Origin of the sequence: Campylobacter sp. CNRCH_2014_2452 (assembly GCF_025772865.1) — a bacterium.
GTDB lineage: Bacteria > Campylobacterota > Campylobacteria > Campylobacterales > Campylobacteraceae > Campylobacter_D > Campylobacter_D lari_D.
Genome location: NZ_JAKMSX010000004.1, coordinates 87,928 through 111,758, shown reverse-complemented (window position 1 = coordinate 111,758; position 23,831 = coordinate 87,928). Strand labels below are relative to the sequence as shown.

The window sequence follows — 23,831 nt, the reverse complement described above, 5'->3', positions numbered from 1 at the left end:
TAATGAAAGTAACTATAAATATCACACTTAAAAATGGGGTTTTAGATCCTCAAGGCAAAGCCATAGAAAAGGCTTTGCATTCTTTGGATTTTAATAATATTGCAAATGTTAAAACCTCAAAACAAATTAGTTTTGATATAGCTTGTGATGATAAAGAAGAAGCTTTTAAACAAGTTGATTTAATGTGTAAAGAATTACTTGCAAATACTGTGATAGAAGATTATGAGATAATATTATGAAAGTAGCTATTATTCGTTTTCCTGGAACTAATTGTGAGTTTGATACAGCTTATGCCTTTGAAAAATTAGGGGTAAAAACTGAAATCATTTGGCATGAAAGACAAGATTTTAGTGCAGATTTAATCGTATTACCTGGAGGTTTTTCTTATGGAGATTATTTAAGATGTGCTGCTATTGCAAAACTTGCTCCTGCTATAAAAACACTTAAAGAGCATGTTCAAAAAGGTGGATATGTTCTAGGCATATGTAACGGCTTTCAAATTTTATTAGAACTTGGACTTTTAAAAGGAGCTATGAAACATAACAATAGTTTAAGTTTTATTTCTAAAATGCAAGCATTGCAAGTAGTATCAAATAATAATGCTTTTTTGAAAAATTTTCAAAAAAATGATATCATAGAATTACCTATTGCCCATGGAGAAGGAAATTATTTTAATAGCGAAGATGGTATTAAAATGCTAGAAGATAAAGATATGATCTTACTAAGATATATCAACAATCCAAATGGCTCTTTAAACGATATAGCAGGAATTTGTGATGAAAATAAAAAAGTCTTTGGATTAATGCCACATCCTGAAAGAATGTGCGATGATATTCTTGGATCAAAAGTAGGACTTAAAATGTTTGAAGGATTTTTAAATTGCTAAAAACCTTCAAATTTTTTTGTCTTTTTTTACTAACTTTTAACTTATATGCTCAAGAAAATAGTGTTTTTGAAGATTATAACACTTTAGAAAAAAATTACAATCAATTAGATGATCAAGCTAAGCAAATTTATCAAACCATCGCTCCAAGTGATGAGAGTAATTATGAAAGTAAAATCGATGATGAAAATTTCATCCCTCAAGGTTCTTTAGTATTAAACGCAAAAGAATACACTGATGAAGCTTTCATAGATGAAGCTTTTACTATAGATCTTGAGGTTATTACCACAACTAATGTGAGTTTTGATTTAAATGTGAGTTTTGAAAAAAGTGATGATATGCTTTGGATCAATCCTAATCCTATTTGGGAACAAAAGGCTAATTCATATCATACAAAATTATGGTTTGAAGCTAAAAGTTTAAATGCTAGTTTAAACAAAATCATCGTTTCATTAAGCAGAAATGATCATATTTTTCAAAGCTCATCATTAATTATAAAGCCCATTAAACTTAAAAAAATCGATGCTCCTTCTAATAAATACTCACATATAGTTGCAAGCAATTTGGAAGTTAAACAAGTAAAAGCGAGTAGTTTTGATAATGATAGTATAATTTTATTTATAGAACTTGCAGGAGAAAACACAAATCTAGCAAGTTTTAACATAAAAGATATCCAAAAACAAGGTGTAGAGGCTATTAAAGGCGATTTTGAAAAACAAAGTGGATTTTATTATGCTATTTTAGATAAAAGTAAAACGCGTTTTGATTTTTCTTATTTTAATTTAAATTCTAAAGAATTAAAAGATTTTTCCTTAAAAATAGAACTTAAAGAAGACAGTATAAGTACACAAAGTGATTTAAATCCAAAAACTAATGATTTTAATTTTTACAAACAAGTTTTTTTATGGAGCTTGTGTGGTATTTTCGCTTTATGGTTTGTATTTAAAAAAAGCTACACAGCTTTAGGTTTGGCAATTTTGGCTCTAATAGCAAGTTTTTTAGCTCAAAATAACATATATAAAGCTATATTAAAAGCTGAAAGTAAAGTACAAATTTTACCAACTCTAAACTCAACTCATTTTTATTCTGGGAAATACAAACAAGAAGTAGAAGTGTTAGATTCAAGAGATGAATACAGAAAAATTTTATTTAATAATGGAAAAATAGGCTGGGTGAAAAGTGAAGATTTATCAAAGATTTAAAGCTTTAATATTTTGGGTAGAATTTATTTTATCTATTATATTTTTATGTATTGCCTTTTTATTATTGCAATCGCAAGAAAAAATTTGGAAAATCAGAAAAGTATGGTCAAAACTGCAAAAATATGTAATAAACTATAAAATTCAAACCCAAGGTTCTATACACCCTCAAGCTAATTTGCTTTTAATCAATCATCAAAGCTTGCTAGATATAGTTATTTTGGAAGATTTATGCCCAAAAAATATATCTTGGATAGCTAAAAAAGAACTAGGCGAACTCCCTGTTTTTAAAACTTTGATTAAAAAACCAAAAATTATTTGTATAGATAGAAGTCCAAAAGGCCTAGTAAAGCTTTTAAAAGAAGCCAAAGAAAGATTAAACGAGGATAGAATTTTAGCCATTTTTCCAGAAGGCACAAGATCTAAAACACAAAAACTTTTAAAATTTAAAGTCGGAGCTAAAATTTTAAGTGAAAAGCTTAAGTTAAAAGTCCAGCCTGTGGTAATTGTTGATTCAGCTAAAATTTTAGATACCCAAAATTTTAGCGCAAATAGTGGTGTTTTAAAAGTGGTATTTCTGGATCTTGTTGATACAAGTAAAGATGATTGGCTTGAGCAAACTAGAGAAAAAATGCAAACAATCTTAGATAGCGAAAGGTCACAAGCTTGATTGGTACGATTTTAGCTGTAGGTTTTGGAGGCTTTTTAGGGGCCATATCCAGAATGCTTACTAGCAACTTTTTTAATAAAATCATTCCTCATAACTTTCCTTATGGGACATTAATGGTCAATATAATAGGATCATTTTTAATAGGTTTATTTTTTTCTTATGTAAATTCTAAAGGTGTGCATATTTTTACTAAAAATTTAATTAGCACTGGTTTTTTGGGTGCCTTTACAACTTTTTCAACTTTTTCTTATGAAAATTTGTTATTTTTGCAAAATGGTGATTATTTTCACTTTTTTATAAATATTATTTTAAATGTTATCCTTTGTCTTTTGGCAGTATGGATTGGTTTTTTAATTTTTAAATAAAGGAGATATAAATGCAATTTCAAACTGAAGTTAATCAACTTTTACAACTTATGATTCATTCTTTGTATTCTAACAAAGAAATTTTTTTAAGAGAGCTTATTTCTAATGCAAGTGATGCACTTGATAAACTTAGTTATTTAAGCGTGAGTGATGATGCTTATAAAAATTTAAAATTTGAGCCAAAAATTCAAATTAATTTCAATCAAGAAGCAAAAACCTTAACTATAAGTGATAATGGTATAGGTATGAATAAAGACGATTTAATCAATCATCTTGGAACCATTGCTAAAAGTGGCACAAAAAGCTTTTTAGAGAACTTAAGTGGTGATGCCAAAAAAGACTCTCAACTTATAGGACAATTTGGTGTAGGTTTTTACTCTGCTTTTATGGTAGCTTCCAAAATAGAAGTTTTAAGCAAAAAAGCATTAGATGATAAAGCTTATCTTTGGACTTCTGATGCTAGTGGCTATGAAATAGAAGATGCAAATAAAGATGAACAAGGCACTTGCATAACCTTGCATTTAAAAGATGAAGAGTTTTTAAACTCATACCGCATTGAAAGCATAGTAGAAAAATATTCAAATCATATACAATTTCCTATTTTCATGGAAAAAGAAGAATATTTACCACTAGAAGAAGGCGAAAAAGAACCTAAAAAAGAATTAAAAAACACTCAAATTAATACAGCAAGTGCCTTATGGAGACAAAATAAAGCAAGTTTAAAAGCTGAGGATTATGAAAGATTTTATGAACAAAACTTCCATGATTCAAACAAACCTATGCTTTATATCCACACAAAAGCCGAAGGTTCTATAGAGTACAATTCTTTATTCTTTATACCTGCGCAAGCTCCATTTGATCTTTATAGAGTAGATTATAAAAGTGGTTTAAAACTTTATGTTAAAAGAGTTTTTATAAGTGATGATGATAAAGAATTATTACCAACTTATCTAAGATTTGTGCGTGGGATTATTGATGTAGAAGATTTACCGCTTAATGTTAGTCGTGAAATCTTACAAGAAAATAAAATCTTAAAAAGCGTTCAAGAAGCAAGTGTTAAAAAAATCCTAGCTGAACTTAAAAAATTCAAAGAAAAAGATAAAGAAAATTATCTTAAATTCCATGAAAATTTTGGAAAAGTTTTAAAAGAGGGTTTATATGGTTTTGGCGAAAATAAAGACGCTATAGCTAAGCTTTTATATTTTAAAAACTCAAATAAAGAAGAATTAATTGATCTTGAAGAGTATAAACAAAACCTAGCTGAAGGTCAAAATGAAATTTTTTATATTAGCGGAAAAAATGAAAAACTTTTAAGAAATTCTCCGCTTCTTGAAAGCTATAAACAAAAAAATATCAATGTTTTATTACTTGATGAGGAAATTGATACCATAGTTATGCCTATGATGAATGAATTTGAAGGTTTAAAATTTAGCGCTATTAACCATCTAGCTAGTGAAGAAACTAGCGAAGAACAAAAGGCTGAATTTGCAAGCTTACTCATCAAAATAAAAGAAGTTTTAAAAGATGAAGTTGAAGAGGTAAAACTTAGCCAAAGACTTTCAAATAGTCCAAGTTGTATTGTTTATGATCAAAATAAACCTGATTTTGCTATGCAACAAATTCTTAAACAAATGGGGCAAGAACAGCAAGTTAAACCTATACTTGAAATCAATCCTAATCATGAAATTTTAAAAGCCTTAAAAGAAAATGATACTTTAGCTAATGAAATGGCACATATTCTTTTAAATATGGCTAAGCTTAGTGAAGGTATGGGTATAGACAACCCTAGCCAATTTAACAATGCTTTAAGTAAAATCGTTTCTAAGGCTTTAGAAAAATGAAAAATATAGCTATTTCTAAAGATATTTTGCACGAGTTTTGCATTATAGATGTAAGAACTCCTAGCGAATGGAAAAGCGGGGTTATAAAAGAAGCTTTACTCATCGCACTTTGCGATGATAATGGCTTTATGAATGAAAACTTTATCCAAGAGTTTAAAGAAAAAGTAGATTATCAAAATAAAAACATAGCCTTTGTATGTGCTACAGGCTCAAGAAGCAAACATACTGCTATGATGATAGAAGATGCTCTAGGTATAGAATGCACTAATTTAGATGGTGGCATGGTAGCACTTTTATCACAAGGTTATGAAGCTACAAAAAAGGAAAATTAATGATAAAAAAAATACTTTTATCTTTAATGCTTTGTACTAGTTTTGTTTTAGCAGAAGTTAAAAATATAGATATTAATGCGGATATTTTGGAAAATTATCAAGTAATCGATATTAGAAAACCTAGCGAATGGGCACAAACTGGCACAATAAAAAATGCCATTAAAATTAGCTTTTATAATGAAGATGGCAGTATAAATAAAAATTTCGTCGAGGAAATTAAAAAGATTTCAAGCAACAAACCTATTGCTATAGTTTGTAGAAGTGGAGCAAGAAGTGCTAAAGCTTCTGCTTTACTAGATCAAAATGGCATAGAAGTTGCTAATTTAAAAGGTGGTATGAATGCACTTTTATCGCAAGGTTATGAAACCTCAAAATAAGTCTAACTAGACTTATTTTTTCTTTGGTCTAAACACAGAAATTACTTCTTCATTATTTTCAATATAAGCTCCACCTATCAAATCTACGCAATAAGGAATAGCAGGAAATATAGGTTCAATACATTCTCTTATAGCTTTTGGATTACCCGGTAAGTTAATAATTAATGATTTTCCTTTTATACCTGCACTTTGTCTTGAAAGTATAGCCGTTGGTACATATTCTAAGCTTTTTGCACGCATTAACTCCCCAAAACCTGGAAGCATTTTATCACACACTGCTTGCGTTGCCTCTGGTGTCACATCACGCAAAGCAGGTCCTGTACCCCCTGTGGTAAAAATCAAATCACATTTTACTTCATCTGCCAAATAAGCTAATTTTTCTATGATTAAATCATACTCATCAGGAATTAGCTCATAATAAAAGCTTTTTTCATTTTTTATATAAGAATCTAAAATTTTTTCTATCTCTACTCCGGATTTATCCTCATAAACTCCGCTACTTGCTCTATCTGAAAGTACTAAAATTCCTATTTTTACCATTTTCACTCCATTATGATTTTTTCTATATCTTGTTTTTCTATTTTTTCATTTTCTAAAAGAATGCTAGCTAATCTCACTACTTTTTCTTTCATTAATTCTAAAAATTCTTTCACTTCTTGCTTTTGCTCTTGTAATAAACCCTCATTTGCCATAGCGAAAGTTTCCATAAAAACGAGCAATTCTTTAACCTTTAAAAGATCACTTTGTGCATTAGTGTAACTTTCATTAAAAATAAGCTCCATAGCAACTGAACCTGCTAAAAAAACTTTTATTTTATTTAATAATTCTGATTTTGATTTGATAGTATTTTCATATTCTTTAAACCTATCTTCAATTAGAGTAATTTTTTCAAATTTAACATCAAAATAAAAAGCACACAAGGCTTTAGCTGCTTGATATGTGGCTTGAATTTTTTTTTCCTTGTCGCTTAGAGAAAAAATCTTTTTTTTACCCATTAAAACTTTATTAAGCACTGCAAAAAAATCATTTTCTTCTATTAAATCTGATTTTCTTCTTATAGCATTAATAGCCGCTTCATTAACTAAAGTCTCCAAGGCAGCTCCACTAAAACCCACACTAGCTTTTGCAATTTTTTCCAAATCTACGCTAGATTTTTTTTCTTTCATATAATTTTGCAAAATATGCATTCTATCTTTAAAATCAGGCAAAGATATAAAAATTCTTCTATCAAAACGCCCTGATCTTAATAACGCATTATCCATAAGATCGATTTTATTTGTAGCAGCCATCACTATAACACCACTATTATCTTCAAATCCATCCATTTGAGTTAAAAGTTGATTTAGCGTATTATCTCTTTCTACATTGGAAAAATCCCCTCTACTTTTACCAACTGCGTCAATTTCATCTATAAAAATAATACTTGGAGCTTTTGATTTAGCTTTTAAAAAAAGCTCTCTAACTCTTTTTGCACCCATACCTACATAAATTTCTACAAAACTAGCCCCACTTTGATAAAAAAATGGCACCCCAGCTTCACCTGCTACTGCTTTTGCTATCAAGGTTTTACCTACTCCAGGAGGGCCTACTAGTAAAACGCCTTTTGGCATTTTCACGCCAAAATCTTTATATTTTTGAGGATTTTTTAAAAAATCAACGATTTCCAAAAGCTCCACCTTAGCCTCATCAACCCCTGCTACATCTTTAAATTTAACTTCACTTACTACATCTTGTATGGTGTTATTTTGTTCATTTTTTTCTAAAATATTTTTTTCTAAAGAAAGTAAATTTTGCCTATCTTTGTTTTTTTTATTAAGAAAGAGTAAAAAGCTTATGAGAAAAGCAAGTAAAATAAATATCAAAAAAAACTCACTCAAATCATAATCTTTAGCATATTCTAAAGGAATTTTTTGCCACAAAGCATTTAAATCCACTACATCTTTAGCGATTAAAAAATTTCCTTCTTTGCTTTTTAATAATATTTCATTATTTTCTACTATAGCCTTTTGGATTAAATTTTGTTCTAAAAGCTCTTCATAAGCAGCCTTGCTAATATAATCTGGTTGATTTTTTAAAAATGCAATCAATATAAAAACACAAAGCAATAAAAATGAAGCTAAGATAATCTTTTTATTTTTCATCCTCTAACCTTACATAGTTACAATCTTCTTTGCATTCATATTTTTCAATACTTATCCATTGTTTAGCAATATCTTCTTTGCTTGTAATTTTGATTTTATTAAAAAATTGATCATAGCCTTCATAAAAACCATCTTTTTTACTCTCGACTAAAATTTCTAAAATATTTTTTTGGTTTTTTCTAAACTCATAATTATTTTGTGCGACTATATCTTTTAAAATATTTAATCTTTCTTTGGCTATATCACCATTAATTCGCTCACTCATAGAAGCAGAATGCGTTCCATCGCGTGGTGAGAAAATAAAAGCATGGATATGTGTGAGTTTAAATTGTTTGAAATTTTCTAAAGCTTCTTGCCATATCAACTCACTTTCCCCAGGATGTGCCACGATAAAGTCTGTTCCTAAAGCAAAACCTTTTTGATTTAACTCATTAAACAATGCTAAATCATTTTGCGTGTGTGATCTTCTACGCATGATGCGTAGCATTTTCTCATGAGTGTGTTGCAGGGCAATATGCAAATGCTTTTCAAGCCAAGGTTCATCTAAAATTTCTTTAAAACTCTCATCAATTTGAGCAGGTTCTAAACTCCCAAGTCTTACTCTTTTTATACCATTAATCTTGCCTATTTCTTGCAGTAATTTTCCAAGTGTAGTTTTATCTTTTAAACCATAACTTCCTATATTAGTACCCGTTAAAACTACTTCACTATAGCCATTTTGAGCCAAAAGTTTGATTTGTTTTATTATTTCCTCACTTGGCATGCTTCTTGATTTACCTCTAACACTCGGGATTATGCAATAACTACAAGCAAAGTCACATCCTTCTTGAATTTTTACAAAAGCTTTAGTGTGATTTTCATAATTACTTACGATTTTTGTATCGATAAAGCGTAAATTTCCAAGCTCATAAAAGGCTTTATCCTGTGAGATTAACTCGTTAATTTTATCTTTATTAGAAGCTCCTAAAACTCCAAAAATTTCTTTTTTATTAAAAAAATCCTTTCCCTTGCTTACAGCACCACAGCCTGTAAGTATAACCTTAACTCCATTTTTTTTTACACTATTAATATAACTTCTAAGCCCACTATCAGCACCATTTGTAACCGTGCAAGAATTTATCACTATCACATCAGCTTCTTGTTCATTTTGTGTGACAATATGATCTTTAATATAAGTTTTTAATAATTGCGTATCATAAATATTAGTTCTACAACCAAAAGTTTTAAAATATACCTTTTTTTTCAAATATCTTCCTTATTTTCTATAAATTCATGTTTTGCCATATATAAATTTTGTGATGGATAGGCTATTTTTATATCATCATGTTTATTAAATTCATTGATAATTTCTTTACTTATATTACTTCTTAAAACCAAGGCCGCATAAGAATTTGTCATATACCAAGCAGAAATTCTCATACCATAACCTTCTAAAAATGTAAAAAACCTAGGTTCTACTTTAGGATTTCTAATGCTGTATTCATTTCTTAATTTATTCATGGATTCTTTTGCAATTTTTGTATAGCCTTTAGAAGCTTTTATAACGATTTCTTCTACTATATCTAAGGCTTTTTGATGATTTGAATCAAAAGTTAAAGTAATATCAAGTCCATCCCAAATTGTTTTCATCCCATGATGAGTATAATTTGATATAAGATTGGTAAAAATAAAGTTATTTGGTATGAAAATTATCCTACCACTTCTTCGATTATCTGTATAAGTTAGTAAAGATATATCTTCATACAAAGTTATTCTTAAAAATGAAATATCAATTATATCGCCGATATAATGTGTATTGTTTTGAAAAACTCTCACCCTATCGCCCACTCTAAAACTTCCACCAAAAACTATCACACACCAACCAAGCATAGACATAAACATATCTTTCATAGCAATAGCCAAACCAGCAGAAGCAAAACCAAGAACGGTCACTAAATAGCTGATATTTTCAATATATCCAAAAAGCAAGATTAAAACAATTACATTGATATTAATAAAATTAATGATTTTATTTGCTGTATAAAAGCGATCATTATCGCCTATATATTTTCTAGCTATAAATTTGAGTAAAAATGCTATGGCTACAACTATAACAATAGCCAAAACTATATTGAAAGCTCTTACACCCTGAATTTTAATTGAAGCTGTCGTTTTTTCAATCTCTTCTTGAATTTTTTTCTCATACACAGAATAAGAAATTTCTCCAAAACGCAGAGTTTGTGAAAAATCTCTAACCATCTGATTGGATATTTTTAAATATTCATCATGCTCTTTATTAGAAGATAATTTAGCTATTTCAGCTACTAAAACATTTTCTTTTATAAGCTCATCTAAAGTTTGCTTAAAACTATTCAAGAGATTAATGTATTCTTCTTTGTCGCGTCTTAATTTTTTTATATGTGAGTATGCTGAAATAATAGCTAAAGGATTAGTTAGCTTATCTATTTTATCAACTTCTTCAGGTGCCAAAACCATCTTTGAAAAATTTGCACTTTTATACTCACTTAAAAGCTCTAGTCTTTCTTTTAAAATTAAAATTTGTCTTTCTATAATGCTTTTATTGCGTTCATTAGCTTTTAAACTTTCTTTTTCTAAAGCCAAAATTTCATCTTGAGTTTTTTTGTAAATGTTAAAATTATTATATTTAATTATCCAAGTATTATATGCTAAATTATTATGTAATTCATTTAATTTTTGTTCTAAATGCTTTATATCATCTTGCGCTAAAAGTAATGTAAAGGGTAAGAGCAAAATCAATATATTTTTTTTCATGCAAACACCTCTAAAGTGTGTAAAATATCTTCTTTAGATATATCATTTTTTATACAAGCTTTTCCTAAACCACAAGCTAAAACAAAATTAATCTTTTGAAAATGTGTTTTTTTATCTAAGAAAAAGGCATTATAAAACTCTTCTATATTTGAAATTTTATAAGATATGGGTAATTTAAATTTCACAAGCAATTTTTGTACTCTTTGGCATTCTTGCTCGCTTAATAACCCCAAATTTAAAGCTAGAATATTTGCCATGTTCATACCTATAGCCACGGCTTCACCATGTAAGTACTTTTTATATCCTGTTTGATTTTCTATAACATGAGCAAAAGTATGACCATAATTTAAAAGCATTCTTAAGCCACTTTCTTTTTCATCTTGTGAAACCACATTAGCTTTAAGTTCTATACTTTTTTGGATGATTTGAGCTAAGGTAATATCATCAAGTTTAGTATTTAAAAATTTATCCTCATCTAAATTTTCTAAAAAAGATAAAATTTTTTCATCAAAAACCACAGCCATTTTGATAAATTCAGCCATACCAGCAGCTAGTTCTCTTGAAGGTAAGGTTTTTAAAAACTCACTCTCACAATACACCACTTTTGGCTGATAAAAAGTGCCTATTAAGTTTTTACCAAATTTATTATTCACCCCGGTTTTACCACCCACACTTGCATCCACACAAGCTAGTAAAGTTGTGGGAATATTGATAAATTCTATCCCTCTTTGATATATACTTGCTACAAAACCACCCATATCAGAGATCACCCCACCACCAAAGCTTATAAGCAGACTTTTTCTATCTAGCTTATAGGTACACATTTGATCTAAGATATATTCTATAGTTTGTAAATTTTTATACTCTTCGCCATCTTTGATTTTTATAACAAAAAGTTCTTTAGCATGAATTTTTTTCAAAAGTGTATCCAAATGTAGTTTTGCAACTAATTCATTAGTTAAAATCACTACTTTAGTATCAAAATTTAATTTTTCTAACTCATTTATATAGACATTATAACTTGTATTTTTATCTAAATTTACCTTAACTTGCATTATTTTCTCACAATGATGGTATAAACAATTGATAATTTTTATTCATCTTATAATATATCGTATTTAAATCCGTTTTTAAAATTTTATTGAAATTGTTTCCTAAAATTTTTTCATTAAATGGTACAAAATGCAATATATTTTGTTTGTAAGAAAATTTATTGATAGGATTATGTTCTTTTTCTTCTATCAAAAGTAATTTTTCATCATGAAGTTTTGAAAGGCTTTCAAAATACTGATGATATTCAAAAATTTCGGCTTTATTTAATTTTAAAGCATAGTAATACAAGGCAAGGCCTAGTTGAATTTGCTTGTTAAAATCAAGCATAATAGAAGCAATACCCTCTACATCTTCAAAATTTGAACTTAAAACTACAGAAGATTTTAAATCTGCAAAATCCCCTTTACCTGCTTTTAACACAGGAAGTTTTAAAGTAAAAAGAAAACTTTTTTCTTTTTCAAAAAGATAATCCTCCACCACTAGTAAACCTATGCTAGTATTTTCCACAAAAGGTTTAATGTTTTTTATATTTGTGCTTTCAAAGTCAAATATCACTTCAGTGCTATTTTTATGCAAGGATTTAAGTTTATAATACATAGGAGTTAAAGTAGGATTAATCACCTTAAAATAAAGTTTTTTGCTATTGATTCTTACATGCAAAAGCAAGCTTGCAAAAATAAGCTTTTCTATAGCAAACTCACTCATTTTTTTCATATCTATAATACAAAGTATATTATCTCCAAAAGGCGATGGAAAGCGTCCTAAGCTTGTTTTAACATTAGTAAAAACACTTTGCAAAACTTTAGGATCACCCACGATTAAAATGCTATCATTTGGCATTAAAATAAGCCCAGGTCTTGCCAAAATAAATTCATTATTTCTATAAACCATTACGATTTTAAAGCGTTTTTGGCTAATAGAGCTTATGTGCCTATAAGCAAAACTTGACCCTGCAGGAATTTTAACCTCCATAATCTCACCTTGTCCAAGCCCTATAAATTGTGCCATTGAAGGCATATTATCCAAACAACCTGTCAATCTTGTACTTAAAGTATCATAAATATTAATTACCTCACAAAAATTATCATCAATTTGGCTATTCCACAAATCCATAATAACTATATTTAATCTTGGATGTAATTTTCTTAAATTTTGATAGCAAGCTAATGTATCTGCTTCTTCTTGCATATAAATAATAGCTTGATGAAAATTTTCTTTTAATAAATTTTCTAGCTTAATCAAACTCGTAGGATCAAATTTAAAAAAAGAAATTTGTTCATTCTCTAAGTCTAAGTCTACGCTATCATCATTATAATACACAACACTCAAAGACTCTTTGAAGGTTTTGTTATTATAAATTTTCTTTAAAAAATCTTTCGCAAAAGGTCCATCAGTCAGTAATAAAATCTTATTCATTCACACCTCTAAAATATAAAGCATAATTATAGCAAAGTTATAGTTTATATTTTAAAGTTTTTGTTTTTTCAAAATATATTCCACTACTTAATATATCTTTTAAATTAACAAAAATTATTATTTTTCATTCAGTAAAAATCTTAATGATGGATACTTATTTAGCTTATAAAAGGATTTTAAAGTTAAAGAGATATAATAAATATTCCTCACATGTCAATTAAAATCTACTTAAAAAAACTGTATAATATATTTTTTGGATAAAATTATCACAAATTTAGAAATAATTTAACATCTTAAAACTAAAATATATCAACAAGAAAAAGTTCATTTTGTCTAAAACTACTTTAAAGATTTAAAAATAAAAATTATATCATTTAAATAAAACAATTTTTATAAAAAACAATATTTAAAGACAAAATAAAAATAAAACTTACAAGAATCAACTATTTAAGTGAAATAAAAATATCAAAAAGAGAGAAATTTTTGTAAAATAATGCTATTGATATACAAATAGTAATTGCAATAAAAAATTTATTATTTATAAATTTTAATAAATTTAACAAAAAAATAGTTTAGAGGACGGTAGTTCATGTTGCTTCAAACTATAAATTCTACTACAATATGCCTCGGAAAAAGATAATGAATTAATAAACTACTATGTTAAATATACTATTTAACTTAAAAATCAACTAGATAACTTTATATGCATTTGATTTTAATTCCAACTTTTTTGAGCATTTGCTGCACTTATAAGATATATTTAAATAATTTATTTTCATATGTAAATCATAATTCGCCTTATGGATAACACCAATACAATCACATGTATACTCAAATATTTCTTCGCTTTTTATCATCTCGTTTTGTTTTGATAAATTTTGATTAGATGAATTTTGAACATAATCTCTTATTTTCATATCATGTATACTAAAATGATTAAAAACCATGATGATACTATATTATAAAGTTCATTTTTAAGTTCATTAGTACTACAACACTCATATAATAGACTTTTCATAGATTTTACAATATTTTTATGCATTATTATATGCTCATCTAAATATGGATATTTAATTTCTCTCATATATTCCTCTTCATCATCAAAATGATTTTTCATATATGAAAATAACTCCATTAATACTTTTTTTAATTCTGTTTTATAAATATATCTATTTGAAAGTCTAAAAACTTCTAAAGTTAAAGCAAAAAATCTCTGATGCTGTAAATCTATTTTTTCATTGCCTAAACAATATTCATCACTCCAAGAGGGAAAATTACTTACCATATATCCCCCGCCGATTAAATCAATCGAATATTTTGCTGACAAATTTTACAATCATACTTAGCACCATTAAAAATTTTAAGATACATATTATGTGAAATTTTATATTTTTTATTTAAGCATCCACAAGTATAAAAAACATATTCTTTTTTTCTTAAAATTAGCATATTTTATATCTTCCTCTAAAATATGCTTAATAATATTATCATCTATAAAATCACTAAATTTTGTTTTAAATTCATTTATGTTTGATGTGTTTTTAACTAAAGAAGCTAATGAAGACATAATTTTTTTATGCTCTTTCATATGTATATCGATATATGGGTAAGCAATCCTTTTCATATATTTTTCTTCATATTTTGCATGATCTTTAAGTTGTTTTAAAAATTCAATCGAAAGCATTCTAACTTCATTAATACTTACATGATTTTTTTTATAAAATAAATTTCTTTAGCTAAATCAAATAAGCTTTTATGTTGTATATCAATAATACTATTCCAAACGGTATATTTTTGAGTCCATATTTTCATATATAATATTCCTTATTTTGTAGTATATATAATAGTATTATCCATAAAATAAATATTAATATATATAATTATTTAATAAAAAATTTATTTAAAAAACAACTTAGCAAACTAGCAATAATTATAAAAATAATATAAATATAAAAATACTCCTTATATACAAAATTAACAATAAAAGGGGTTATAAAACCCAAAATCGCATAAGAAATATTATAAGCAAAAGAAAGACCACTCGATCTTAACTCTGTGGTAAAAATTTGAGTCATAAAAATAGGAGCAAAAGCTATAATACCTTGTGCAAAACAAGCAAGCAAATAAAATAACAAAAACCACTCATTATAAAAGCTAAAACTAATGCCAAAAATTCCAAAAAGTAAAGTGAAAATCAAACAAATTTTAAAATGTCCTAAAAAATCTGCTAAATATCCTTGCGCTAAACTTCCTAGTATGATCATCACTATGGCCAAATTTTGATATAACAAAGCAGTAGTTTTGCTAACTCCTAATAAGCTTTCAAAATATTGTGGCAGTATCATTAAAGTAGCCACCCCACTTGTTAAAACCACAGTAAGTAAAGCGCATATTAACATACTTTTTTTATGTGTTTTTAAAGCCTGCAAAAGTGGGAAATTTAAAATTTTTTCTTTTGCTTTTATATTTTTAAAAGCTGGTGTTTCATTCAATTTCGTGCGTAAAAATAAAGCCAATATACCAAAAAATCCTCCTATAAAAAAAGGAATTCTCCAAGCAAAGCTTTCTACTTCTTCTTTATCAAAATACGCATATATAGTCAAAGTCGCTAAATTTCCAAGCAATAAACCTAAAGTCAAAGTCGCTGAAATAAAACCAAGCGCCAAACCAAGTCTTTTTTTACTCACAAATTCACTCACAAAAATCCAAGCACCGCTAACTTCAGCTCCTATAGCTAATCCTTGGGCTATCCTAATAACAAAAAGCATAAAAGTAGCCAAAAGCCCTATGCTTTCATAAGTAGGTAAAAAGGCCAAAATAAAACTTGGTACAACCATTAAAAGCATGCTAATATAAAAAACATTCTTACGCCCTTTTATATCTGCAAAATGCGCTAAAACAACAGCACCAAAAGGTCTGGCTAAATACCCTGCCCCAAAGGCTACATAAGTATAGATTAATGGCCAAAAATCATCATTTTGAGGAAAGAAAATTTTTGCAAAAACACTTGCAAAGAAGATAAATAAAACAAAATCATAAAATTCTAAAATACCACCTAAGGAAGCATAGATGGTATTTTTAAAAGCTTTTTGCATTATTAAATTTTGCCACCTTCGATTACTACATCATCAGCTTTTATATCATCGCTAAAAAATGGCTTTAAAGTTTCATCATAAGCTTTGTGAAAAAATTGTTCATTTTGTAATTTTAAAATCAAATCATTGATAAAATTTAACATAGCTTCGTCACCTTTTTTTACAGCAGGAGCTATAACATCATGATTTCCAAGTTCTTTAATCACTACTTCAAAATTTGGATTTTCTTTAGCCCAAGCAAAAAGCAATGCATTATCATGACTTAACGCATCACCTCTTTTACCAATTAAAGCTGCAAAAGTTTCTGTATTTTGATCAAATTTAATCGTTTTAATATCTGGCATATTTTTTGTAAAATACGCATCAGCTGTTGTGCCTTTATTTAAAATTAAAGTTTTATTTTTTAAATCATCTAAAGTTTCAATATCTGACCCTTTAGGAGCCACCACCCCAAGAGCAACTTTCATATAAGGTAATGCAAAATCAACCACAGCTTCTCTTTCTGGGGTTTTTGTAAAATTTGCTAAGATTAAATCTACTTTATTTGATTCTAAAAATTCTACTCTATTTGCTGCTTCAACAAGTACAAATTGCACTTTTGACTCATCACCCAAAAGTTCTTTTGCTATGCGTTTAGCAAAATATACATCATAACCTTGATTTTTCCCTTGTGCATCTAGGTAGCCAAATGGAGGTTTATCGCCAAATACACCTATACGGATTACACCTTGCTGTTTGATTTTCTCTATGGAATTTTCATTAGAGCTTGAATTTGAGCATGCACTAAAAAAAAGTGCCATCAAAAATGATAAAAGAAAAATTTTTTTCATGTTTTATCCTTATGATTAAAAATTTAAATTTTTAAACCTTATATTATTTTTTTAAATAAATATTTTAAAAAAATAAAATTAACGATGAAAATCAAACAAATTGAGAAATTTTTTCGCACGATCTGTCTTTGGATTTTCAAAAAATTCATCAGGATTTGAAATTTCTACTATTTTACCATCATCCATAAAAACTATTTTATCAGCAACTGCTCTTGCAAAACCCATTTCATGTGTAACTATAAGCATAGTCATACCATCTTTTGCCAAATTTAAAATCACATCTAAAACTTCACGCACGATTTCAGGATCAAGCGCTGCTGTAACTTCATCAAAAAGCATGATTTCAGGGTTCATACAAAGACTTCTAACTATGGCTATGCGTTGCTTTTGTCCACCGCTTAATTCTTTAGGATAAGCTTTTATTTTATGCAAAAGTCCTACTCTATCAAGCCAGTATTTTGCTTCTTCTAAAACCTCTTCTTTTTTTCTTTTTTGCACCTTTAAAGGTCCTAAAAGTATATTTTGCTCAACATTTAAATGATCAAAAAGCTCATAAGATTGAAACACCATACCTATTTTTTGACGAATTTGAGTCCATTTTTTATAATTTTTATCAATTTTCTCATCATCTACTAAAATAGCTCCATCAGCCATTTCTTCTAGGCCATTAATACATCTTAAAAGTGTAGATTTCCCACAACCACTTGGACCTAGTATAACCACTACTTCTTTTTGATTTACTTCTAAATTAATATCTTTTAAAACATGATGATCATCATAATATTTTTGTAAATTTTGTATTTTTAAAATGCTCATATTAGCTCCATTTTTTCTCTAAAAACTTTGAATATACTGACAAAGGATAACAAAGTATAAAATAAATCAGTAAAATCAAACCATAAATCACAAAAGCCGCATAAGAATTTTGAAATAAATTAAGCTCAATCACTTGTTGACCTACTTTAATAAGCTCTATACCGCCGATTAGATAAATCACTGAAGTGCTTTTGATGATTCTTGTGAAAAGATTAATACTCATTGGCAATAATCTTCTCAAAGATAAAGGTATAATGATAAAAAGATAAACTTCAAATTTATTAAAACCTAGTGAAAGTCCTGACTCATACTGATGTTTTGGTATACTTGCTAAAGATGATCTAACCAAATCCATCATCTCAAATACACCCCAAATACTAAAAACAATAATACTTGAACCCAAAGCACTCAAATGCCATCCAAACCATTTCGCCAAGCCAAAATGCACTATAAAAAGCCAAACAATCAAAGGCATAATACGCACAAACTCAAGCATAAAACGACAAAAAACATAAAGGAATTTGTTTTTAGAATGCATTAAAATTCCAAAAAAAACTCCTCCTATGAGTGAAATCAAAACGCTAATCAATGAAAGCTCTAAAGTAACCTTTAAACCTTGCGCTAGTCTAAAAAAGGTATCTTGATTTAAAATTTCAAACATAATTTAACCTTTTTTCTATACGGTTTAACACTAAAGATAAAGGTAAAATCAAGATCAAATAACAAAGCACCAAAGCAAATAATGCTTCGTTACTTTTATAATAAAGCCCTATAAGATCTTTAGCCACATATACTAAATCTGCTAAAGCAATAATGCTTACTACAGAAGTTTCTTTAAGTAAAAAAATGATATTTGCACTAATGCTTGGCATAGCTATACCCAAAGCTTGAGGCATAATAATATAACGGAAATTTTGCCATTTGCTCAAACCCAAAGAAAGTCCTGATTCATATTGTTGTTTTTTAACCGCTTCCATACCCGCTCTTAAACTTTCAGCCATATAAGAACCACCTAAAAAACTAAGTCCTATCACAGCACAAGCAAAAGAGCTAAGTTGAATTCCAAATTCAGGTAAAGCATAATATAAAAAGAAAAGTTGGATTAGCAAAGGTGTGTTTCTTGAAAATTCTATATAAATTTTACAAATTGTGTTTAAAAAGGAAAATTTAAAATAACTCACTCCCACACAAAATAAACCTACTAAAAATGAAAAAAACACCCCATAAATAGCAAGTTTTAATGTAAGCCAAGAAGCTTGTATAAACATAGGGCTAAACTTGACTAAAAAATCAAAATCCATGAAACCATCCATACTTTAAAATATAATATTGTAACAAATAAGACTTAAAAAGACTTAATTAAATTTTGCATTTTTTCTTTATTTAAAATTACTATTTTACCTTTATTTGTGCAAATAAGCTCATTTTGTTTTAATTCTTTTAAAAAACGCGACAAAGATTCTGGGGGTAAATTTAAAATCACAGCGATTTCTTTTTGTTTTAAATTTTGTAGTTTTTCTTCATTTTCTAGTAAAAAGCTGACTAATCTTGACTTTAAATCCAAAGATTTTTGTCTGATAAAATTTTCTAAAATTCGAATTTTACCGATTAAAGAAGTCAAAAGTAAAAAACTAAATTCTCCATTTTCTAAGCATAATTTTTTAAATTCATTAAAATCAAAAACACAAATTTCACAATCTTGCTCACAAATTGCATTGGCTGGGTAATCAATACCCTCAAACACAGGCATTTCAGCTATAAAATTTACTGGAGTTAGAGTGTGTAGTGTTAGCTCAAAACCTTTTGCATTTACCTTATATATACGCACTTTTCCACTTAGTAAAATGTAAATTTTATTTGCTTTTTCACCTTGAAAAAATAAAATATTTCCTTTCTTAAAATACTTCTTTTTGCCCTTTGAAATCAAAATTTCAAAATGTTTATCCATTTTTTTCTTCCATATTTTTAATACTTTCTTTTGCTTTTAAAACCAGCTCTTCATCATCTGCAAAATCAAAAAATTTAAAGTGATTTCCATGTTGCACTCTGCCATCTAGTAAATCCCCACTTAACCTGTTTTTTAAATCAAGCTCAGCTATTTTAAACCCATCTAAAGTTTTAGCAAATTCAAGCAAACGACTTGGAATTTCTTTTTGCTTAGTATATAAATAACAAAAGCTCTCAAGCCCTACTCTACCTACCCTACCTCGAAGCTGATGTAAGGTAGCAAGCCCAAGTCTTTCAGCCCCAACAACTACAATCACGCTTAGTCTTGGTAAAGAAATTCCCACTTCAACCACGGTCGTAGAAAGTAAAATCGTGCCTTTTTCTCTAAATTCTTGCAAAATTTGATCTTTATTTTTATCTTTTCCATGAGTCACATAAACATTTTTGTATTTGTTTATCCAATACCCTTGTGCTTGTTCTAGCGATAAATAATCTATATTTTCACTTTCATTTACCAAAGGATAAATGATGATTACTTGATGATTTTTAGCTAGTTCATCGTCGATTTTTTTAAGCAAATATTTAAAATCTTTATCTTGTATGCAAAAAGTTTTAATGTCTTTTTTAAAAGGCATTTGTTTAATAAAACTAAAATTTACAAGCTCACTTTGTATCATAGAAAGTGTTCTTGGTATAGGTGTAGCAGAAAATTGCACGATATGTGGAGCATATTGAGAGTTTTTACTAAGCTCACTTATTTTTTGTCTTTGATTAGAGCCAAAGCGATGTTGCTCATCTATCATCACTAAAACTGCTTCAAATTCTTCTTGATGAATGAGCGCATGTGTACCTATGATAAAATGGGCTTGTTCTTTTAATTTTGCTAAATCTTTATCTTTTTTACCACCCTTTAAAAGCAATACATTAACAAAATCAGGCAAAAGTCTTTTTGCTTCATGATAAATTTGCTCTGCTAATATACTAGTTGGAGCCATTAAAATAGCCTTTTTAGGATATACTAGCAAACTTGCAGCAAGTATGACCAAAGTCTTACCACAACCCACATCACCCATTACCACACGCCTTTTAGCGACTTTATTTTGCAAATCTTTTTTAATATCTTCTATTGCTAAAAGCTGATCATTTGTAGGGCTAAATTCTAAACCTTTAAGCCAAGAGCTTATATCAAAAAGTTCTATTTCATAAGCATTTTGTGATATTTTTTTACCCTTTAAACGCCTTAAATGATTAAAAATTTCTATATATTTTAAATCTTTAACTATGGCATTAAAATTTTCATAAAGAATTAAATCATCATAATTGTGTAAATTCAAAAGTAAATTGATATATTTTTGTTCTAAATTTAGCGCTTTTAAGTTAGCTTCATTGACATATTTTAAAATAAGCTTTTTGATGCTTTCATCTTTAATAGAGCTAATTTGGTATTTAGGGATTATTTGACCTATGTTTTTTACTATTTTTGGGTTTATAAACTGCCAAATTCCATTAAAAAAATTCATCTTTGCATGGATACAAACCAAAGCATTATGTTTAAAAATTTTAAAATGCCATCTATTAGGATGAAAAATTACTATATTTGCTTTTATACCCCATTCTAAACATTCACAAAGTATAGAAAGCTGGGAGTGATGATTTTGTATGCTAATAATTTTTACATTTTGAGTGCAAAATGTATCTTTTGGAAACTTTGAAATTCTAAAATCATCAAATTTTTTAGGTAAAATCAAAGCCAAATCGATACAATTTTTAACCCCTAAAGCATGAAGTAGTTTTAAGTCCTTTTCTTCAACTTTCATTTTCTATGCTTGCAAAACTCACTTTGGTAATTTCACTATGTGCTTTGATGAAGTCATTTAATTCATCTAGATTAGTGTTTTTAATCTTTTGCATTTCTTCTTTTAAATTTCCAAGTTTTAAACCATGCAAATATTCATTTAGCATTATATCTAGTCTTTTAGCCAAGTTTTCATACCTTAAAGGCATAGATCCTACTAAAAATTGTTTAGCTAGTTGAAATTCTTTTTCATTGACTCCATTTTGGACAAAGTTTTCAAAAACTTCCTTAACTAAAGCTTTAGCCTCATTAGAACTTTCATTTTTAGTTTGCAAATACCCAAAAACTCTACTATAATTTAAATTTACATCAAGCATAGCATATGCTGAATACGCCAAGCCTCTTTTTACACGCACTTCTTCCATCAAACGCGAACCAAAACCACCTTGACCTAAAATAAACAAAGCAAGTTTAGCTAAATACATTTTCTCATCATTAATTTGTATATTAAATGGAGAGCAAAAGTATATATAAGCTTGCTCAGTGCTTTTTTGCTCACTTACTTCTATACTCTCATCAACGAGCTTGTAGCTTTTGTTTTGATTTGGGGCATTTCTTTTTAGAATTTGGCAAATTTTTTCTACTTTAATCTTTACTTCATCTTCTTTAATATCTCCACCAAAAACAAATAAAGCATTATCAAGTACTAAATTTTCACTCATAAAATCTTGTAATTCTTTTAAACTAATCTTTTCTATGCTTTCTTTAGTCCCATCAAGACCACTAGCAAAAATTTCATCTTTAAAAACATTCTTATTCAAAAGTCTTTTTGCTTGATAATCATAATTAGTATTTAAACTTGCAAGTTCACCCAAAGCTAAAGTTTTTAATCTTTGTAAGATTTTTTCATCAAAACGCACATTTAAAAATAATTCTTGTAATTTTTCTAAAGCAAAATCAAAATGTTCTTTCAAGCATTTAATACTAATTTGAAAATGTTCAAAACTAGCCTTAGCATAAAGCTCTATAGCACGGTATTCTAAGCTTTTAAAAAACTCATCATTACTTCCTTCATTTAAAAGCCTAGCAAGCATACTTGCACAACCTCTATTGTGTTTTTCTGCTATTTTTCCACTATTTTTAAAAATGAGCTTAAAAAATACTACAGGAAGCTCATTTTCATACTCATATATTATGTCTATTTTAGTTTCATTAAAGTCTAAATTTAACATTAAAACCTTTCTAAAATATTATAAGCTGTATCGCGTTTGGCAGGTAATTCCCCTATATCTTTAATAAGTTCTATCATTTGTTCTTGATTCATTCTGTATTTTGCACCAGCTGCGGCTACAACATTTTCTTCCATCATAGTTGAACCTAAATCATTTGCACCAAATTTTAAAGCAAGTTGACCTATTAAAGAGCCTTGTGTTACCCATGAACTTTGTAAATTTTTAAAATTATCTAAATATAATCTTGCTAAAGCTAGCAATCTTAAATATCTATTAGAGCTTTGTTTGATGATTTCAGGATGTTTTTTGATCAAAGGAGTATTTTCGCTTTGAAATGACCATAAAATAAAAGCTCTAAAGCCATTTGTTTTATCTTGTAAATTTCTTAAATGATCAAAATGTTCGATGATTTCCTCATCATTTTCAACCGTACCAAACATCATTGTAGCAGTACTTTTCATACCTATATTATGCGCACTCTCATGCACCCTAAGCCAAGTAACTGTGTCACATTTGTGTGGCGCTATAATATCTCTTACCCTATCGCTTAATACTTCAGCACCCGCTCCAGGTATAGAAAAAAGTCCTTTGACTTGTAATCTTTTTAAAACCTCTTCTATAGAAATTTTAGAAACTCTTGCTATATAAACTATCTCTACTGCTGAAAAACCATGCACGGTAATCGTTGGATAATTAGTTTTTATATAAGAAAGCAAATCTTCATACCATTCTATTTTAAGTTTTGGATGTACCCCGCCTTGAAATAAAATTTGCGTTCCACCTATAGCTTGTAATTCTTCTATTTTTTGCCCTATTTCTTCATATCTTAAAATATAGGAGTCATCATCTTTTTCTTTTCTACAAAAAGCACAAAAATCACAATCAATACAGCAAATATTTGTATAATTTATATTTCTATCTACCACAAAAGTAGTTATTTTTTCAGGATGAAGCTCCAATTTTCTCTCATAAGCCATTGCACCTAGTTCATATAAAGGTGCATTTTGGAGCAAATTTAACGCTTCTTTTTTACTTAATCTACTCATTCTTAAACCTTTTTTGTAAAA

25 protein-coding genes are annotated in these 23,831 nt (G+C 28.1%); 8 read left to right on the top strand and 17 right to left on the bottom strand.

What is annotated here, in order from left to right:
* The first annotated feature begins 2 nt into the window (after positions 1–2).
* Genes purS through L8X38_RS03660 form a run of 8 tightly spaced genes read left to right on the top strand, consistent with a single transcriptional unit; the run spans position 3 to position 5,667 of the window.
* Positions 3–239, top strand: a complete 237-nt coding sequence (gene purS / locus L8X38_RS03695; protein ID WP_133318938.1) for a phosphoribosylformylglycinamidine synthase subunit PurS — start codon at positions 3–5, stop codon at positions 237–239.
* Positions 236–886: a phosphoribosylformylglycinamidine synthase subunit PurQ gene (gene purQ / locus L8X38_RS03690; RefSeq protein WP_133318939.1), complete on the top strand. Its 651-nt coding sequence runs from the start codon at positions 236–238 to the stop codon at positions 884–886. The genes purS and purQ overlap by 4 nt, the downstream gene beginning before the upstream one ends.
* Positions 880–2,085 carry a hypothetical protein gene (locus L8X38_RS03685; protein WP_263659677.1) on the top strand — a complete coding sequence of 402 codons (1,206 nt, stop codon included), beginning with the start codon at positions 880–882 and terminating at the stop codon, positions 2,083–2,085. The genes purQ and L8X38_RS03685 overlap by 7 nt, the downstream gene beginning before the upstream one ends.
* On the top strand, positions 2,063–2,752 hold the full coding sequence (locus L8X38_RS03680; protein ID WP_263660309.1) for a lysophospholipid acyltransferase family protein: 690 nt from the start codon (positions 2,063–2,065) through the stop codon (positions 2,750–2,752). The genes L8X38_RS03685 and L8X38_RS03680 overlap by 23 nt, the downstream gene beginning before the upstream one ends.
* Positions 2,749–3,117, top strand: a complete 369-nt coding sequence (crcB, locus tag L8X38_RS03675) for a fluoride efflux transporter CrcB (protein WP_220566236.1) — start codon at positions 2,749–2,751, stop codon at positions 3,115–3,117. The genes L8X38_RS03680 and crcB overlap by 4 nt, the downstream gene beginning before the upstream one ends.
* 11 nt (positions 3,118–3,128) lie before the next feature.
* Positions 3,129–4,958 (top strand): molecular chaperone HtpG, encoded by a 1,830-nt coding sequence (htpG, locus tag L8X38_RS03670; protein ID WP_263661335.1) that lies wholly within the window; start codon positions 3,129–3,131, stop codon positions 4,956–4,958.
* On the top strand, positions 4,955–5,290 hold the full coding sequence (locus L8X38_RS03665; protein WP_263661334.1) for a rhodanese-like domain-containing protein: 336 nt from the start codon (positions 4,955–4,957) through the stop codon (positions 5,288–5,290). Before htpG ends, L8X38_RS03665 begins: the two co-directional genes overlap by 4 nt.
* Positions 5,290–5,667 carry a rhodanese-like domain-containing protein gene (locus L8X38_RS03660; RefSeq protein WP_220566233.1) on the top strand — a complete coding sequence of 126 codons (378 nt, stop codon included), beginning with the start codon at positions 5,290–5,292 and terminating at the stop codon, positions 5,665–5,667. The genes L8X38_RS03665 and L8X38_RS03660 overlap by 1 nt, the downstream gene beginning before the upstream one ends.
* A 12-nt stretch (positions 5,668–5,679) precedes the next feature.
* Here L8X38_RS03660 and mog read toward each other — a convergent pair whose 3' ends face one another.
* The 17 genes from mog to L8X38_RS03575 form a co-directional block, all read right to left on the bottom strand.
* Positions 5,680–6,207, bottom strand: a complete 528-nt coding sequence (mog, locus tag L8X38_RS03655) for a molybdopterin adenylyltransferase (RefSeq protein ID WP_039618174.1) — start codon at positions 6,205–6,207, stop codon at positions 5,680–5,682.
* Between the two features lie 2 nt (positions 6,208–6,209).
* The gene (locus tag L8X38_RS03650) at positions 6,210–7,808 is read right to left on the bottom strand and encodes an AAA family ATPase (protein WP_263661333.1); all 1,599 of its coding nucleotides are present in this window, start codon (positions 7,806–7,808) and stop codon (positions 6,210–6,212) included.
* Positions 7,798–9,054, bottom strand: a complete 1,257-nt coding sequence (gene mtaB, locus L8X38_RS03645) for a tRNA (N(6)-L-threonylcarbamoyladenosine(37)-C(2))-methylthiotransferase MtaB (RefSeq protein ID WP_263661332.1) — start codon at positions 9,052–9,054, stop codon at positions 7,798–7,800. Before mtaB ends, L8X38_RS03650 begins: the two co-directional genes overlap by 11 nt.
* Entirely contained in the window at positions 9,051–10,580 is a 1,530-nt protein-coding gene (locus L8X38_RS03640; RefSeq protein WP_263661331.1) for a mechanosensitive ion channel family protein, read from the bottom strand. The genes mtaB and L8X38_RS03640 overlap by 4 nt, the downstream gene beginning before the upstream one ends.
* The gene (gene aroB, locus L8X38_RS03635) at positions 10,577–11,635 is read right to left on the bottom strand and encodes a 3-dehydroquinate synthase (RefSeq protein WP_263661330.1); all 1,059 of its coding nucleotides are present in this window, start codon (positions 11,633–11,635) and stop codon (positions 10,577–10,579) included. The genes L8X38_RS03640 and aroB overlap by 4 nt, the downstream gene beginning before the upstream one ends.
* 7 nt (positions 11,636–11,642) lie before the next feature.
* The gene (locus L8X38_RS03630; RefSeq protein WP_263659668.1) at positions 11,643–13,049 is read right to left on the bottom strand and encodes a COG3400 family protein; all 1,407 of its coding nucleotides are present in this window, start codon (positions 13,047–13,049) and stop codon (positions 11,643–11,645) included.
* A gap of 913 nt (positions 13,050–13,962) precedes the next feature.
* A complete protein-coding gene (locus tag L8X38_RS03625) occupies positions 13,963–14,334 on the bottom strand; it encodes a hemerythrin family protein (protein ID WP_263661329.1) in 372 nt (123 codons plus the stop codon).
* A gap of 108 nt (positions 14,335–14,442) precedes the next feature.
* Positions 14,443–14,748 carry a hemerythrin family protein gene (locus L8X38_RS03620; protein ID WP_263661377.1) on the bottom strand — a complete coding sequence of 102 codons (306 nt, stop codon included), beginning with the start codon at positions 14,746–14,748 and terminating at the stop codon, positions 14,443–14,445.
* A 181-nt stretch (positions 14,749–14,929) separates the two neighbouring features.
* Positions 14,930–16,144, bottom strand: coding sequence for an MFS transporter (locus tag L8X38_RS03615; protein ID WP_263661328.1), 1,215 nt, complete (start codon positions 16,142–16,144; stop codon positions 14,930–14,932).
* Between the two features lie 2 nt (positions 16,145–16,146).
* Complete coding sequence (locus L8X38_RS03610; protein ID WP_375154872.1) at positions 16,147–16,944, bottom strand: cysteine ABC transporter substrate-binding protein; 798 nt, start codon at positions 16,942–16,944, stop codon at positions 16,147–16,149.
* A gap of 108 nt (positions 16,945–17,052) precedes the next feature.
* Complete coding sequence (locus L8X38_RS03605) at positions 17,053–17,790, bottom strand: amino acid ABC transporter ATP-binding protein (protein WP_133318954.1); 738 nt, start codon at positions 17,788–17,790, stop codon at positions 17,053–17,055.
* Between the two features lies 1 nt (position 17,791).
* Entirely contained in the window at positions 17,792–18,451 is a 660-nt protein-coding gene (locus L8X38_RS03600) for an amino acid ABC transporter permease (protein WP_133318955.1), read from the bottom strand.
* Complete coding sequence (locus tag L8X38_RS03595; protein WP_133318956.1) at positions 18,444–19,091, bottom strand: amino acid ABC transporter permease; 648 nt, start codon at positions 19,089–19,091, stop codon at positions 18,444–18,446. Before L8X38_RS03595 ends, L8X38_RS03600 begins: the two co-directional genes overlap by 8 nt.
* Before the next feature lie 44 nt (positions 19,092–19,135).
* Positions 19,136–19,738 (bottom strand): Crp/Fnr family transcriptional regulator, encoded by a 603-nt coding sequence (locus L8X38_RS03590; RefSeq protein WP_263661327.1) that lies wholly within the window; start codon positions 19,736–19,738, stop codon positions 19,136–19,138.
* Positions 19,731–21,554, bottom strand: a complete 1,824-nt coding sequence (recG, locus tag L8X38_RS03585) for an ATP-dependent DNA helicase RecG (RefSeq protein ID WP_263661326.1) — start codon at positions 21,552–21,554, stop codon at positions 19,731–19,733. Before recG ends, L8X38_RS03590 begins: the two co-directional genes overlap by 8 nt.
* Positions 21,544–22,764 (bottom strand): M16 family metallopeptidase, encoded by a 1,221-nt coding sequence (locus L8X38_RS03580; RefSeq protein WP_263661325.1) that lies wholly within the window; start codon positions 22,762–22,764, stop codon positions 21,544–21,546. Before L8X38_RS03580 ends, recG begins: the two co-directional genes overlap by 11 nt.
* Positions 22,764–23,810, bottom strand: a complete 1,047-nt coding sequence (locus tag L8X38_RS03575; RefSeq protein ID WP_263661324.1) for a dehypoxanthine futalosine cyclase — start codon at positions 23,808–23,810, stop codon at positions 22,764–22,766. Before L8X38_RS03575 ends, L8X38_RS03580 begins: the two co-directional genes overlap by 1 nt.
* Positions 23,811–23,831: the final 21 nt, after the last annotated feature.

What these genes read in the sequence shown, in the direction of transcription:
- L8X38_RS03605 (WP_133318954.1), bottom strand. Translation starts at nt 17,790, where the DNA reads ATGAGCATTTTAAAAATACAAAATTTACAAAAATATTATGATGATCAT.
- L8X38_RS03660 (WP_220566233.1), top strand. Translation starts at nt 5,290, where the DNA reads ATGATAAAAAAAATACTTTTATCTTTAATGCTTTGTACTAGTTTTGTT.
- L8X38_RS03600 (WP_133318955.1), bottom strand. Translation starts at nt 18,451, where the DNA reads ATGTTTGAAATTTTAAATCAAGATACCTTTTTTAGACTAGCGCAAGGT.
- mog (WP_039618174.1), bottom strand. Translation starts at nt 6,207, where the DNA reads ATGGTAAAAATAGGAATTTTAGTACTTTCAGATAGAGCAAGTAGCGGA.
- L8X38_RS03650 (WP_263661333.1), bottom strand. Translation starts at nt 7,808, where the DNA reads ATGAAAAATAAAAAGATTATCTTAGCTTCATTTTTATTGCTTTGTGTT.
- L8X38_RS03610 (WP_375154872.1), bottom strand. Translation starts at nt 16,944, where the DNA reads ATGGCACTTTTTTTTAGTGCATGCTCAAATTCAAGCTCTAATGAAAAT.
- L8X38_RS03665 (WP_263661334.1), top strand. Translation starts at nt 4,955, where the DNA reads ATGAAAAATATAGCTATTTCTAAAGATATTTTGCACGAGTTTTGCATT.
- L8X38_RS03575 (WP_263661324.1), bottom strand. Translation starts at nt 23,810, where the DNA reads ATGAGTAGATTAAGTAAAAAAGAAGCGTTAAATTTGCTCCAAAATGCA.
- L8X38_RS03630 (WP_263659668.1), bottom strand. Translation starts at nt 13,049, where the DNA reads ATGAATAAGATTTTATTACTGACTGATGGACCTTTTGCGAAAGATTTT.
- purS (WP_133318938.1), top strand. Translation starts at nt 3, where the DNA reads ATGAAAGTAACTATAAATATCACACTTAAAAATGGGGTTTTAGATCCT.
- L8X38_RS03615 (WP_263661328.1), bottom strand. Translation starts at nt 16,144, where the DNA reads ATGCAAAAAGCTTTTAAAAATACCATCTATGCTTCCTTAGGTGGTATT.
- L8X38_RS03595 (WP_133318956.1), bottom strand. Translation starts at nt 19,091, where the DNA reads ATGGATTTTGATTTTTTAGTCAAGTTTAGCCCTATGTTTATACAAGCT.
- aroB (WP_263661330.1), bottom strand. Translation starts at nt 11,635, where the DNA reads ATGCAAGTTAAGGTAAATTTAGATAAAAATACAAGTTATAATGTCTAT.
- recG (WP_263661326.1), bottom strand. Translation starts at nt 21,554, where the DNA reads ATGAAAGTTGAAGAAAAGGACTTAAAACTACTTCATGCTTTAGGGGTT.
- L8X38_RS03625 (WP_263661329.1), bottom strand. Translation starts at nt 14,334, where the DNA reads ATGGTAAGTAATTTTCCCTCTTGGAGTGATGAATATTGTTTAGGCAAT.
- L8X38_RS03580 (WP_263661325.1), bottom strand. Translation starts at nt 22,764, where the DNA reads ATGTTAAATTTAGACTTTAATGAAACTAAAATAGACATAATATATGAG.
- htpG (WP_263661335.1), top strand. Translation starts at nt 3,129, where the DNA reads ATGCAATTTCAAACTGAAGTTAATCAACTTTTACAACTTATGATTCAT.
- L8X38_RS03640 (WP_263661331.1), bottom strand. Translation starts at nt 10,580, where the DNA reads ATGAAAAAAAATATATTGATTTTGCTCTTACCCTTTACATTACTTTTA.
- purQ (WP_133318939.1), top strand. Translation starts at nt 236, where the DNA reads ATGAAAGTAGCTATTATTCGTTTTCCTGGAACTAATTGTGAGTTTGAT.
- L8X38_RS03590 (WP_263661327.1), bottom strand. Translation starts at nt 19,738, where the DNA reads ATGGATAAACATTTTGAAATTTTGATTTCAAAGGGCAAAAAGAAGTAT.